The sequence below is a fragment of the Pseudomonas sp. MM213 genome (assembly GCF_020423045.1).
GTDB classification, from domain to species: domain Bacteria; phylum Pseudomonadota; class Gammaproteobacteria; order Pseudomonadales; family Pseudomonadaceae; genus Aquipseudomonas; species Aquipseudomonas migulae.
In genome coordinates this window covers 985,630-999,912 of sequence record NZ_CP081943.1, presented here as the reverse complement: position 1 = coordinate 999,912, position 14,283 = coordinate 985,630, and the positions used below count along the sequence as shown (strand labels likewise).

The window sequence follows — 14,283 nt, the reverse complement described above, 5'->3', positions numbered from 1 at the left end:
CTGTCAGAGCGCATCACGCGAAGGCTGTCCATCCACCAGCCGCTGAATACGCAGCGGGTTGCCGTTCTTCAACGCCTCCGGCAGCAGGCTGTCGGGGTAGTTCTGGAAGCACACCGGCCGCAGGAAGCGGTCAATCGCCAGCGTGCCCACCGAGGTGCCACGCGCATCGGACGTCGCCGGGTACGGCCCGCCATGGACCATCGAATCGCAGACCTCCACACCGGTCGGATAGCCGTTGAGCAGGATTCGTCCGACCTTCTGTTCCAGCAACGCCGTCAACTCGCCGAACTGCTCGAAGTCTGCCGATTCGCCAATGATCGTTGCCGTGAGTTGTCCGTGCAGGCCATTTAAAGCAGCGCTGAGTTGCGCCTGATCCGTCACCTCGACAAACACCGTGGTCGGGCCGAAGACCTCTTCCTGTAGCACTTCATCGCCGTCGAGCAACAGACTGACATCGGCCTTGAACAGCTGCGGCTGCGCCTGATTGCCTTGCTGCGGATTACCCGCCAGGTGCGTCACGCCCGGATGCGCGAGGAGTTTTTGCAGGCCTTGGCCATAACTGCTCAACGTCCCGGCATTGAGCATGGTTTGCGCAGGCTGATCGTTGATCAACCCCGCCACCTGCTGCACAAACGCACTGAACTGTGCCGAGCGAATGCCGATCACCAGACCGGGGTTGGTGCAGAACTGGCCACAGCCTTGCACCACCGAAGCGGTCAGGTCACGGGCCACGCTTTCAGCACGAACGGACAGGGCCTGGGGCAAGACGATCACTGGGTTGATGCTCGACATCTCGGCAAACACCGGGATCGGTTGCGCACGCGCAGCGGCCATGTCGCACAACGCCCGCCCGCCCTTGAGCGAACCGGTGAAACCGACTGCCTGAATCGCCGGGTGCTTGACCAGCGCTTCGCCGACCCCGCCGCCGTAGATCATGTTGAACACGCCAACCGGCATGCCGGCTTTTTCCGCGGCGCGCAGGATTGCATCAGCGACCTGCTCGGCCGTGGCCATGTGACCGCTGTGCGCCTTGAACACCACCGGGCAACCGGCGGCCAGGGCGGAAGCGGTGTCGCCGCCGGCGGTAGAAAATGCCAACGGGAAATTGCTGGCGCCAAACACCGCAACCGGACCGAGGCCGATGCGGTACTGACGCAGGTCGGGACGCGGCAACGGCTTGCGCTCCGGCAGGGCCAGATCAATCCGGGCGCCATAGAAATCACCGCGCCGCAGCACTTTGGCGAACAGGCGCATCTGGCCGCTGGTGCGACCGCGCTCGCCTTGAATGCGGGCGGCAGGCAGCGCGGTTTCGCGGCAGACCACGGCGACAAATTCATCGCCCAACGCGTCCAGTTCATCGGCAATGGCATCGAGGAATTGCGCGCGGCGCTCGGCGCTCAGGCTGCGATAAGCGGGGTACGCGGCAGCGGCAGCCTTGGCGGCGGCATCGACTTCTTCCGGCGTGGCCTGATAGAAATCGTGAGGTAACGCCTCGCCGGTGCTGGCGTCGACGCTCTGGAGTTTGACGCTGCCGCAGGCACTGCGCTGGCCGCCAATATAGTTGTGACCAAGAATCATGGGTTGCTCCTTAAAGAATGCCGATGGTGCCGGGCTCGAAGGCCGCTTCAACCGGTGCAATGCCGTTGATCAACGGCGCACCGAACTCGGCCTGACTGATCTCGAACACATCCCCCGGCCGGGTGCGAATGCCGTCGGCAAAGGACAGGGTCGCGGTGCCGAAGAAGTGAATGTGCACGTCCCCCGGACGCAGGAACTGGCTGTATTTGAAATGGTGGTATTCGAGGTTTTCCAGGCTGTGGCACATGTTGGCCTCGCCGGTGAGAAACTCGTTCTGCCACAGCACTTCGCCGTCGCGCAAAATGCGGCTCGTGCCCGCCAGATGCTCCGGCAGCTCACCGACCCGAAGCTCCGGCCCGTAACTGCAACTGCGCAGTTTGGAATGCGCCAGATAGAGGTAGTTCTTGCGCTCCATGACGTGATCGGAAAACTCGTTGCCCACCGCATAACCGAGGCGATACGGCTTGCCGTCGTGGCCGATGACGTAAAGACCGCTGAGCTCGGGTTCTTCTCCGGCGTCTTCGGCAAACGGCGGCAGCGGGAACGGTTTACCCGGACGCACGACGATGCTGCCGTCACCTTTGTAGAACCATTCCGGTTGCACACCGGCCTGCCCCGCTGCCGGTTTGCCGCCCTCCACGCCCCACTTGAAGATGCGCAGGGTGTCGGTCATCGTTGCTTCGTCGCCGGCCTGCTGATGCATCTTGTCCCGCGCCGAGGCGCTGCCCAGATGGGTCAGGCCGGTGCCGCTGACGAGCATGTGTGCCGGGTCCGGATGGTCCAGCGGCGGCAGGATGCGCAGTTTCGCCAGCAGTTCTGCATAGTCGTGGCTGATGCCCAGGCCCAGGGCGTTCACCTGCTGCTCAAGACTGACGCCCGCCTCGATCGCCGCCAACGCCAGATCGCGCACCGTGCGCGCGTCCTGCACCTCGCGGACCAGACCGTCCTCGACCACGCCAACCCGGCGCTCGCCGTTAAACAATTCAAATTGAACCAAACGCATGAATTTTCTCCTGTAAGCAATTCTCAAAAACACCGCAGAACCCTGTAGGAGCCGGCTTGCCGGCGATAGCGGCATGCCTGTCGACATTGATGCCGGATGTGCCGATCGCCATCGCCATCGCCAGCAAGCCGGCTCCTACAGGTCAGCGTGCGCTGGCTGCAAACTGGTCCGCCGGCAGCACATGCTTGCGCTCCAGCAACCGATACACCACGCCGGTCAATATCAAACCGAACACCATCACACCCGAGAGGAAATACAGCCCCGAAGCCAGGTTGCCGGTGTATTCCTTCAGCGCCCCGATCACGAACGGACCGATGTAGCCACCGAGGTTGCCCACCGAGTTGATCAGCGCGATCCCCGCCGCAGCACTGGCGCCAGCAAAGAACCGGCCAGGCAAGGTCCAGAACACCGCGGTGCAGGAAAACAGGGCGAACGCCACCAGGCACAGCGCCGCCAGTTGCAGCACCGGCACCGTCAGCCAGGCACTGAGAAACAGGCCGATAGCCCCCAACACATACAGCACCGCCAGATGGCCGTAGCGATCATTCAAACGGTCGGAACTGCGCGGGATGATCAACAGACCGATGATCCCGAAAATGTACGGCACCGACGACACGAAACCCGTCACCAGATCAGTGCCACCGAACTGCTTGATCAGCGTCGGCAACCACAGGCCCAGGCCATAAATGCTCAGGGTGACCGGCAGATAAAACAGCGCCAGCAGCAACACGCGTTTGTCCTTGAGCGCATGCAACGGATTGCCGTGGCGGGTCTGGCCGTATTCCTCAAGGTCCTTTTTTAGTTCGCCGGCCAGCCAGTCTTTCTCGGGCTGATCCATCCATTTCACCTGTTGCGGACCGTCAGGCAGCCAACGCAGCACCGGCCAGGTCAGCAGGATTGCCGGGGAACCGATGACGATGAACAGCCACTGCCAGCCGTGCAATCCGAGGATGCCGTCCATGCCGAGCAGGCCGCCGGACACCGGGCCGGTGATCAGCATGGCGATCGGTTGGGAGAGGATGAACAGCCCGAGGATCTTGCCGCGATGGCGAACCGGGAACCACTGCGTGATGTAGTACAGAACGCCCGGGAAGAACCCGGCTTCGGCGGCGCCGAGCAGAAAGCGCATCACGTAGAAGCTGTGCGCCCCTTGAACGAAGGCCATGCCGATGGTGATGGCGCCCCAGGTGACCATGATCCGCGCAAACCAGCGCCGCGCGCCGAAGCGTTCGAGCATCAAGTTGCTGGGGATTTCCAGCAGGAAGTAACCAATGAAAAACAGCCCGGCACCGAGGCCGTAAGCCGCATCGCCGATACCGATGTCGGCGCCCATGTGCAGCTTGGCGAAGCCCACGGCGGAGCGATCCACATAGGCGATCAGGTACAGCAGGATCAGGAAGGGAATCAGTTTCAGCGTGATGCGACGAATAAGCCGCAGTTCCTGGCTCATGAGATCGGTCTCCGATTGTTGTTGTTATAGAACCTCGGGGGACGCCTCTCGCCAAAAACTGCCAGGGCCTTCCCTCCGTTGGATCGGACTATATAGTAATACTATTTACGCAACAACACTTCCAAACAGATCGAATTGCGCTTATGTTACGCCTCAGCCAGAACAATATAGTCATACAATAAGAGAATCGATCATGTCTGATAAGAAACCCACCCTGCGCTCCGCCCAATGGTTTGGCACTGCCGACAAGAACGGCTTCATGTACCGCAGCTGGATGAAGAATCAGGGCATCGCCGACCACCAATTCCACGGCAAACCGATCATCGGCATCTGCAACACCTGGTCGGAACTGACCCCGTGCAACGCGCATTTCCGCCAGATCGCCGACCACGTCAAACGCGGCGTGATCGAGGCCGGCGGTTTCCCGGTGGAATTTCCGGTGTTCTCCAACGGCGAATCGAACCTGCGCCCGACCGCCATGTTTACCCGCAACCTGACGAGCATGGACGTCGAAGAAGCGATTCGCGGCAACCCGATTGACGGCGTGGTGCTGCTGACCGGTTGCGACAAAACCACTCCGGCGCTGTTGATGGGCGCGGCCAGTTGCGACGTGCCCGCCATCGTCGTCACCGGCGGGCCAATGCTCAACGGCAAGCACAAGGGCCAGGACATCGGCTCGGGCACCGTGGTCTGGCAGCTCAGCGAACAAGTGAAAGCGGGCACCATCTCCATCGATGATTTCCTCGCGGCCGAGGGCGGCATGTCCCGCTCCGCCGGCACCTGCAACACCATGGGCACCGCATCGACCATGGCGTGCATGGCCGAAGCACTCGGCACTTCCCTGCCCCACAACGCCGCGATTCCGGCGGTGGATGCACGCCGTTATGTGTTGGCGCACATGTCCGGCATGCGTGCGGTGGAGATGGTCCGCGAAGACTTGAAACTGTCGAAAATCCTTACCAAGGAAGCCTTCGAAAACGCTATTCGGGTCAACGCCGCCATCGGTGGTTCGACCAACGCCGTGATCCACTTGAAAGCCATCGCCGGCCGCATCGGCGTGGAGCTGGAGCTGGATGACTGGACCCGCATCGGGCGTGGCATGCCGACCATCGTCGACCTGCAACCTTCCGGGCGCTTTCTGATGGAAGAGTTCTACTACGCCGGTGGCTTGCCTGCGGTGTTGCGGCGCCTCGGTGAAGCCAACCTGATTCCCAATCCAAATGCCTTGACCGTCAACGGCAAGACCCTCGGCGAGAACACCAAGGACGCGCCGATCTACGGCCAGGACGAAGTGATCCGCACTCTCGACAACCCGATCCGCGCCGACGGCGGCATCTGCGTATTGCGCGGTAACCTGGCGCCACTCGGCGCGGTGCTAAAACCGTCCGCCGCCACGGCTGAGCTGATGCAGCATCGTGGGCGTGCGGTGGTGTTCGAGAACTTTGACATGTACAAGGCGCGGATCAACGATCCGGAACTGGACGTGGATGCCAACTCGATTCTGGTGATGAAAAACTGCGGGCCGAAGGGTTATCCGGGCATGGCTGAAGTCGGCAACATGGGCTTGCCGGCCAAACTGCTGGCCCAGGGTGTGACGGACATGGTGCGTATTTCCGATGCGCGCATGAGCGGCACCGCGTACGGCACGGTGGTGTTGCACGTCGCACCGGAAGCGGCGGCCGGCGGGCCTCTGGCAGCGGTGAAGGAAGGTGACTGGATCGAACTCGATTGCGCCAACGGGCGTCTGCACCTGGACATTCCGGACGCCGAACTGGCGGCGCGCATGGCCGATCTGCAACCGCCGCAGCAGATGATCCTGGGTGGATATCGCCAGCTATACATCGACCATGTGTTGCAAGCGGATCAGGGCTGCGACTTCGACTTCCTGGTCGGTTGCCGCGGGGCCGAAGTCCCCCGCCACTCCCACTAACCGCATCTATCCCCTGTGGGAGCGAGCCTGCTCGCGATAGCGATTGAACATTCAACATTAAAGTTGGCTGTCAGTCCGTCATCGCGAGCAGGCTCGCTCCCACATTTGTTCATGCCTGCCTCAAGATTGCGCCGCGCCTGCTATCATGCGCAGCACCTCCCCCGCACAGGATCGCGCCGTTCCCCATGGATTACCGCAAACCCTCCGACCGCAAAAGCATGCACTCGCGCATTGTCCAGGAACTGGGCATGCAGATCGTTTCGGGACGCTTCAAACCGGACGACAAACTGCCCGCCGAAGCCCTGTTGTGCGAGGAGTACGCGGTCAGCCGTCCGGTGCTGCGCGAAGCCACTCGCGTGTTGGTCGCCAAAGGCCTGGTGTATTCCCGTCCGCGTGTCGGCACGGTGGTCAAGCAGCGCAAGGAATGGCACATGCTCGACCCGGACGTGCTGCACTGGCTGATGCAAAGCAGCCCGCAGAATCAGTTCTTCGATCTGCTGACCAGCGTGCGCAGCATCATCGAACCGGCAGCGGCGGCCCTCGCCGCGCAATTCGCCACCGACGAAGACATTGCCTCTATCGGTGAAGCCTACCAACGCATGGAAGCCGCGCCGACGCCTGAAGCCCTGTTGCAACCGGACCTGGATTTCCACAGCCGCATCGCCGACGCCACTCACAACGATCTGTTGGCGAACCTGTGCAACATGCTGTCGGTGGCGATTGCCGAGGCGTTGAAGCATTCCAACCAGCGGCCGAACCTGCATGAATTGGCGTTGCCACGGCACAAGGCGATTCTCACCGCCATCGAAAACCGTGATGCGCTGGGTGCCCGGCATGCAACGCTGGTGCAACTGGACGATGCACGCAGTGCGCTGAATGTGGTGCTGGGCGCCGATCCCTCATAAAAACGATCCCTTGTAGGAGCCAGCTTGCTGGCGATGGTGTGTCAGCCACAACGATGTCGACTGGCACACCATCGCCAGCAAGCTGGCTCCTACAAGGGTTGCGTTGATCTTCAGATGTAAAAAAGCCGCAACCCTGGTTGCGGCTTTTTCGTTTCTGGCCTGAACGTCGGCCTTAACCTATCGCCTCACTCCCTGTGCGGTACCCGGCTACCGCACATCCCTTTCGATTCGGTTTTACGTTGAGGAACCACACATGCAAAGGATTGCATCATGCCCACACCTGCATCACCACCCGCCGCCGCAAGCGCCACCGACATCATCGCGTGGGCGGTTCACACCCGATTTAATACCCGACCGACCTTACGCTCGCAAACCGCCCGCCTGCTCAAGGACGGCATTCTGGAAAAATACCCGCAACTGGCGTTCGACCCTGAGCGAACCAAAATTGCCCAACCGATCCCGGATGGCGCCTGGCGGCTGACGCTACTTTTGGACGTGGTACTCGACTACCTGGCCAGCGGCGCATTCCCCGATCTCAGCGAGCAATACGGTCGCAGCTGTTTTTTGACAAACCGTGTCCCCGCGCAACTTACCGTCGACAACACGACATCGCGACTGCCCGATCTGCAAGTGATTGCGCAGGTCATCCGTGAATTACCCGACATTTTCTACATCGGCACTCAGGAATCATTGACCGCCTGTTGGAACGAACAGGACGACAGCGGCGTCAGCCGCTGGCAATGGTTGGGGAACCTGCTCGCCGGCGTGTTGAAAACATCCGCAACGCGCCTCGCGGCAAGTGATGCCGAGCAGGCCGGGATTCTATTGGAGCTGGCCCGCCAACCCGACAACCGCGAACGCCTTCTGCGTCCTTGGGCCAAAGGTGCAATTGAAGCCTGCACGCTGCAAGTCACGCTGAGCAGAGGCGACATGTCGTTCACACTGCAGGCGCCGGATATCCTGGTGATTTGCGGCGAAACCCATTTGTTGTGCAGCGTGACCGGCAACATCGAATCGTTCCCGTCCCTGCAAGCCTTCGGTGCCGCGTGGGGCGCGCGGTTTCAGCAAGACTTCACGGCGGACTCCATCACCTGGAAACGTTTTGCTCCGGACGGCAACATCTTTGATACCCAGGCAGCTCTGCTGCTGAACCGGCAACTGGAAGATTTGCAGTCGCTCAAACTGCCCGCACGCCAAAGCCTGGCTGACCTTGAGAAGCGTTTTGACGCAATCACCGATGTCGCCGCACTGTTTATCGGCAGCAACAACCACCCAATGCACCTTCACGCCCTACAGACAACGATTCCCGAGTGGTTGCAGGGCGCCAGCGCCACAGAGCGCATGGCCTGGCGTAAACACACGTTGTCGATAGCCAGTGTCAAACAGCAAACACAGGGGCGCTCGTTGCCCGACGACGTCGTTGACCTTCGCACATTCGCCAGAAATGCGCTGCATGAGCAAATGCTCAAAGACCAGCCCTTGGCGCCCGGCTACAAGTCCGATGAACTGGAACTGACCTTTCACGTGCCTGTCGGCGACTTGGGCAGCGGCTACCTCGAACCCGTCAAAATGTCCCTGACCGACCTGGCGATCAACAACCTGGCCGGCAAACCCAAGGGCCGGATGACCCTTCGCCACACCGAAAACCAGCTGATTCAAGACTGGACCACCGAGGCCTATTTGCTGGATCTGGTGAGCCGCGTTGATGTCGGAAAACATTACCCCGAGTACGTCGAGGCGCAGTTGCTTGGCAACAGTCCCGAGGCCAATGAGCGACTGCGACTCTTCGGCCTGGAACTGAGCCTGCATCTGCCGCTGCGTGCCCTTGAGCATTCGATCAAAGGTGAGCATGGCTTCACCTTCCTGGGCTATCGATATGTCGATGCAGTGTTCCAGCCGCTGGCCGCCGAGCGCATTGTCGAGGAGCAGTCCGTCGTCATCAGGCCATTGGCGTTTCAACGCAAGGCCGTGGCCTCGTGTGATGTGGTCAGCAACATGTTCATCATCGAGCCGAAAGACCTGAGCGCAGTCGGCCCGCATATTCTATACCGACCTCTGTACTCAGAACCCCTGCACCAATACCCCAGCCGTCAGGACTTGCTGAGGGCCATTGCGCAAACCGGCCCGTTGCAAACCAGTGTGCTGACCTGGCTGCCGGATCGCGCACGGCCGATCTACGACAACAACGGCTTCACCGAACCGCACATTGTCCACTTCCATGCAGGGGACGAATTCACACTGCCTGAAAAGCCCCAACCGGCGATTCTGGCCGGCGACGAAGCGGTTGGTGACTGGCTCACCGCGCTGGAAGAAGGTCGATTGCTGGCCAGTCTGTTCGTCAGCAATGCACGCACACTGATCGATCTGGCGGATCGGCAATCGGTGTCGAATGCCGAGAGCCGCTGGGCAATCATCCTTGAGGGTGGCTGGCTGGTGTTCAACAACCTGATTCTGCCGCTGTTACGCGGCCCCGCCATGGTGGTGGGCTGGATGCTGCAAATCGCCCACAGCCTGATCAACGATCTGCCAGCGTTGGACAGTGATGACCCGAAGGCGCGGAATCAGGCATGGATCGATGTGCTGTTGAACATTGGCCTGTTGGTTCTGCATGTCGCTCGAGAGGAAGCAGCCCCGGCACTTTCCGACAGCGCAGCGACGACAGTTCCGGATGCCCTCGCCTCCTTGCGCCGTCCTGCGCAGACATTTTCATGGCCCGCCGAATCGACTATTACCCAGGACACTGCGGGCCTGCCCTCCGAGCCGCCGGGCAGTGGCAAGACCCTGCTCGACTTCAACCAGTCGAGCGCGCGCGATTCGGCAACCGCCCGACTGTTCAACACGCTACGGGAGGTTCAAGTGCCATGGCCGACACCTCTGCCAGAGCCCGTTAGCACCGGCGTGTTCAAAGGTTTGTACCGGATCGGCAATCTTTGGCACGCCACCGTCGCCGGCCTGCTGTTTCGCGTGAGTATCGTGCCCGGGTTCGGCGAGGTGTATCTGATACATCCGGAGCACCCGGATCATCCCGGCATCAAGCTCAAGACCAATGGAGCGGGCCACTGGACTCTGGACCAAGGGTTGAAACTGGTTGGCGGCGGGCGCAATTCGAGGATCAGCGCCCAACGTGAAATGACGCAACAACGCATCAACCTGCTGGAACTCAATCGTCAGGAATTCGTGGATCAGCAAGTGCGGGTGCAGAAGCGTGTCGACATTGCCGAGAACCTGATGCAGCTGAAAAAGAATGACGTCGCCAGTACGGAGCTCGATCGCGCCACGTACAGGCAACGGTTCGTTGATGAGCTGGACAAACAAACCGAAAGCTACGCCACGCTGCTGGCCGAGATCAGGGAGTTGGGCGAGCTGACCAAATCCGATCCCGATCCTGTGCAGGTGTGCAGCCTGTCGGAAAACCTCATCAACAATGCTCGCAAACGGATCGTCATCGCTGACTGGGAACGCGAAGTTGTCGATCAAACCTATGCGGACTTGAGAAATGGCATCAGGCATTTGCATGATGCATTGATCCGCGAGGGCGACCTGGTACTGGATCGTTACTTTGAGTTCATGCGCAAAACCTCAGAAGTCAACGAATCCATGATCAAGTTTCTAGATCAGGTAGAGAGCCGACTGCTGGAACTCAAGCAGATCCCTCGCCTGGGCATCGAGTACTGGAAGCGACTGACCGGCAACAGGCCCGAAAATGAAATGACGGCACTGCGCGTCAAGTGCTATCAGCTGAGTATCTTGCGCCTGCTCAGCCTCAAGGCCCTCGGAAGCAGCACCATGGGTGTGCTCGAACAAACCCTCAGCCCATTACTGCTGCTGTCTCGCTCGCATGCCGAACTGCAAACGGAACACACCTACACCAACAGCGACCGGATCGCCGTTCTGGAGAACCTGGTCGATCAGTACAACAAGGCACAGGACGGCCTTGAGGCGATAGGCATTTTCAGCACAGATGAACTGCAGGCACACCCCTTCAATCGTCTGCGCGAGCTCATTGACCAGCTGCGTATCGATGCCGAACACCGTCTGGCGGAAGCGCTTCAACTGCTGCCGCAACCGGAGGAGCCTTCGACGTCGGCATCCGGCACCAAGCCGCCGGTGAAGCGTCCCTATTCATGGTCCAGTCGCAAGCGGGTGATCAAAACCGCTAAAGGCACATTAATCGGCGATCTTCGACAACGGGTCGCTCACCAGGAAGGAGACATTGTCGACATCAACCATCCGTTCGAAGAAAGGCCACTGGCTTCGTTCCACGAGCACGAGCCCAATGTCTGGGTAGAAATCGTCGATGCCAGGCCCGCAGCGACCAAGGCAACGCGCCCCTATCAGCAGCTCAAGGGCGATGCCCGCAAGGCGTTGGCCGATGTCGATAAAAACGTGCAGAAGATCGAGGGTTACGCGCAGCGCGCCAGTTCTCCCAAGGAAATCGAAGAGCAATTGCAACGCGAGGCACAAAAGCTGAGCGGGTACGCCGATGGGCTGGAACAGCACGAAAGTCCTCCGGCCAACCGCGAAACAGACGTTTCGCTGATCAGCGGACTCCGCGACAAAGCGCACGTCCTCGAGACCAAGGCCACCGAACTTCGCACCCGCATGACACTCGCTCGACCGCCCAGTAGCGAGGGGGTGGAGTATCTGTTGCGGCGCAATGAAATTTTTGCGCGAATCAATGGCCACCGGGTTCAGCTGAAAACCGGGCGGCGTGACTTCATGCAAGAGTACGCTTTATTGAATAAAGACAATCAACCCTGGTGGTACGGGCATTTTCACTACGCCAATGCGGATGATGCCAAGGCTGACTACACCCAGGCGCATCTGAAAACCAGGGAGCAACGCTTCGAAACCTACGAATCGGCCATGGCCAAGGCCAAGGATCCGAAGCAAAAGATCGATATTCATCACGGAATCATCAGCAAGGAACTGGCGAACAGCGATTTTCTACCACTGCAACCCCTCTGAGTTTTTCAATCGCCCATAAAAAAGCCGCAACCCAAGGTTGCGGCTTTTTGGTTTTGCCTGAGGTTTAGTGAGCAAACAACGAGTTGCCCTTCTGCCCCGCCAGCTTCTCCGGTTTGATCAGGAACCGCGCCAGCGCCGGCAGCAGCCACAACGCGCCGAACATGTTCCAGAGCAGCATGAAGGTCAGCATCAGGCCCATATCGGCCTGGAACTTGATGGCCGAGAAGATCCAGGTGCACACGCCGATCGCCAGGCACAGGCCGGTGAACAATACGGCTTTACCGGTGGACTTCAGCGTCTGGTAGTACGCCTCTTGCAACGGCAGACCGGCACGCAAGAAACTTTCCAGGCGGCTGTAGATGTAGATGCCGTAGTCCACGCCAATCCCCACGCCCAATGCCACTACCGGCAAGGTCGCGACTTTGACGCCGATCCCCATGAAGGCCATCAGGGCGTTGCCGAGTACCGACGTCAGCACCAGCGGCAACACGATGCACAAGGTCGCCGCCCAGGAACGGAAGGTGATCATGCACATGGTCGCGACGCAGATGTAGACCAGGATCAGGATGGTCAGCTCGGATTCCTTGATCACTTCGTTGGTGGCGGCCTCGATGCCGGCGTTACCCGCCGCAAGGATGAACTCCAGGCCTTCCTTGTTGTTTTCCTTGGCGAAGTCCTGCACCGCATGAACTGCGCGATCCAGGGTGGCAGCCTTGTGATCGTTGAGGAACACCAGCACTGGCGCCAGGGAGCAACTGTTGTTGTACAGGCCGTCAGCGCGGGCGATGGAGTTGTTCAGCACGTCCGGGTTGCGCGACAGGGTTTCCCATTTCAGGTTGCCCTCGTTCATGCCCTTGATCATCTGCTTGGACACGGTCACCAGCGAGATCGCCGACTGCACGCCCTCGGTGTTCTGCATCTTCCACATCAGTTCGTCGATGGGTGCCATCGCTTCATAGCGCGAGCAACCTTCGGACTTGGTCTTGACCATCACCACCAACACGTCGGAACTGGTGGAGTAGTTGCTGATGATGAAGTTGTTGTCCTTGTTGTAACGCGAATCCGGACGCAGCTCTGGAGCACCTTGATCGAGGTCGCCGATTTTCAGGTTCTGGCTGTACCAGAGGCCGCCACCGAAGGCTAACAGGGCCAACACGATCGACACCGGGGCGACTTTCGGGCTGGCGAAGTTGGACAGCAGGCGCCAGAACGGGTGTTCGCGGTGCGCGTCTTTCTTGCTGCGCTCGACGGCGCGCTTGCTGATGCCGACGTAGGAAATCGCCACCGGCAGCAGGATCAGGTTGGTGAACACGATCACCGCCACACCGATGGATGCGCCGATGGCCAGTTCGCGAATCACGCCGATGTCGATGATCAGCAATGTGATGAAGCCCACCGCATCCGCAAGGATCGCGATCATCCCCGGCAGGAACAATTGGCGGAAGGTGCGCCGCGCTGCAGTCAACGCGTTGTCGGCCTCACTGGACTGCAAGGCGATACCGTTGATCTTTTGCACGCCGTGGGAAATACCGATGGCGAAGATCAGGAACGGCACCAGCATCGAGTACGGATCCAGCCCGAAGCCGAAGAAGTGCATCAGGCCGAGCTGCCAGATCACTGCCACCAGCGTCGTGCTCAACACCGCCACGGTGCTGCGCATGCAGTTGGTAAACCAGTACAACAGAATCAGGGTGATGACGAAGGCGACACCGAAGAACATCACCACCATCACCAGGCCATCGATCAGATCGCCGACTTTCTTGGCGAAACCGACGATGTGGATCTGCACGTTGGGGTTCTGTTTCTCGTACTTGTCGCGGATCTTTTCTTCCAGCTCGTGGGAGAACTTGCGGTAGTCCAGGGCCAGCAACTTGCCTTGGTCCTGCGGGTCCGGGTAGGACTCCAGCAGCGGGATATCGACGATGCTCGACTTGAAGTCGTTGGCCACCAGACGCCCGACCTGACCGGACTTGAGCACGTTGTTGCGCAATAAATCGAGGCTTTGCTGGGAACCGTTGTAGCTCTGCGGGATCACTTCACCGCCGGCGAAGCCCTCCTCCGTCACCTCGGTCCAGCGTACGCTCGGACTCCACAGCGACTTGAGGCCGGAACGGTCGACGCCGGAGATGTAGAACACCTCGTCGTTGATCTGACGCAGGGTCTCCATGTACTCCTTGGAGAAGATGTCGCCGTCGGTGGCTTCAACCGAAATGCGAACGGTGTTGCCCAGGTTCGCCAGGTCGTTGCGGTGCTCCATCATCTTTTGAATGAACGGATGCTCGAGCGGGATCATCTTTTCGAAACTGGTGGACGGCCGAATCAGCGTCGCTTGCCAGAACAGGAAAATGCTCACCAACAGACAGATCACGATCACTGCCGGGCGGTTGTTGAAAATCAGGCGTTCAAGAAACGTCGCCTTGTCTTGGTGATGGCTGCTCAAGGATGTCAT

General features: G+C 60.0%; 8 protein-coding genes. 3 read left to right on the top strand and 5 right to left on the bottom strand.

The window, feature by feature from the left end:
* Positions 1-3 precede the first annotated feature (3 nt).
* Genes K5R88_RS04615 through K5R88_RS04600 form a run of 4 tightly spaced genes read right to left on the bottom strand, consistent with a single transcriptional unit; the run spans position 4 to position 4,031 of the window.
* Entirely contained in the window at positions 4-1,578 is a 1,575-nt protein-coding gene (locus K5R88_RS04615) for an aldehyde dehydrogenase (NADP(+)) (protein WP_226299296.1), read from the bottom strand.
* Positions 1,579-1,588: 10 nt separating this feature from the next.
* Positions 1,589-2,581, bottom strand: a complete 993-nt coding sequence (araD1, locus tag K5R88_RS04610) for an AraD1 family protein (protein WP_008030092.1) — start codon at positions 2,579-2,581, stop codon at positions 1,589-1,591.
* A complete protein-coding gene (locus K5R88_RS04605; RefSeq protein ID WP_226299295.1) occupies positions 2,562-2,708 on the bottom strand; it encodes a hypothetical protein in 147 nt (48 codons plus the stop codon). Before K5R88_RS04605 ends, araD1 begins: the two co-directional genes overlap by 20 nt.
* A 15-nt stretch (positions 2,709-2,723) precedes the next feature.
* A complete protein-coding gene (locus tag K5R88_RS04600) occupies positions 2,724-4,031 on the bottom strand; it encodes an MFS transporter (protein WP_223434592.1) in 1,308 nt (435 codons plus the stop codon).
* 193 nt (positions 4,032-4,224) lie between these two features.
* Between K5R88_RS04600 and K5R88_RS04595 the strand changes: the two genes are divergently transcribed.
* The 3 genes from K5R88_RS04595 (at position 4,225) to K5R88_RS04585 (ending at position 11,834) form a co-directional block, all read left to right on the top strand.
* Positions 4,225-5,961 carry an IlvD/Edd family dehydratase gene (locus K5R88_RS04595; RefSeq protein WP_008030087.1) on the top strand — a complete coding sequence of 579 codons (1,737 nt, stop codon included), beginning with the start codon at positions 4,225-4,227 and terminating at the stop codon, positions 5,959-5,961.
* Between the two features lie 185 nt (positions 5,962-6,146).
* The gene (locus K5R88_RS04590; RefSeq protein ID WP_008030085.1) at positions 6,147-6,866 is read left to right on the top strand and encodes a FadR/GntR family transcriptional regulator; all 720 of its coding nucleotides are present in this window, start codon (positions 6,147-6,149) and stop codon (positions 6,864-6,866) included.
* A gap of 270 nt (positions 6,867-7,136) precedes the next feature.
* On the top strand, positions 7,137-11,834 hold the full coding sequence (locus tag K5R88_RS04585) for a dermonecrotic toxin domain-containing protein (RefSeq protein WP_226299294.1): 4,698 nt from the start codon (positions 7,137-7,139) through the stop codon (positions 11,832-11,834).
* Between the two features lie 64 nt (positions 11,835-11,898).
* On the opposite strand, the gene K5R88_RS04580 is transcribed toward K5R88_RS04585, so the two are convergent.
* On the bottom strand, positions 11,899-14,283 hold the full coding sequence (locus tag K5R88_RS04580; RefSeq protein ID WP_008030082.1) for an efflux RND transporter permease subunit: 2,385 nt from the start codon (positions 14,281-14,283) through the stop codon (positions 11,899-11,901).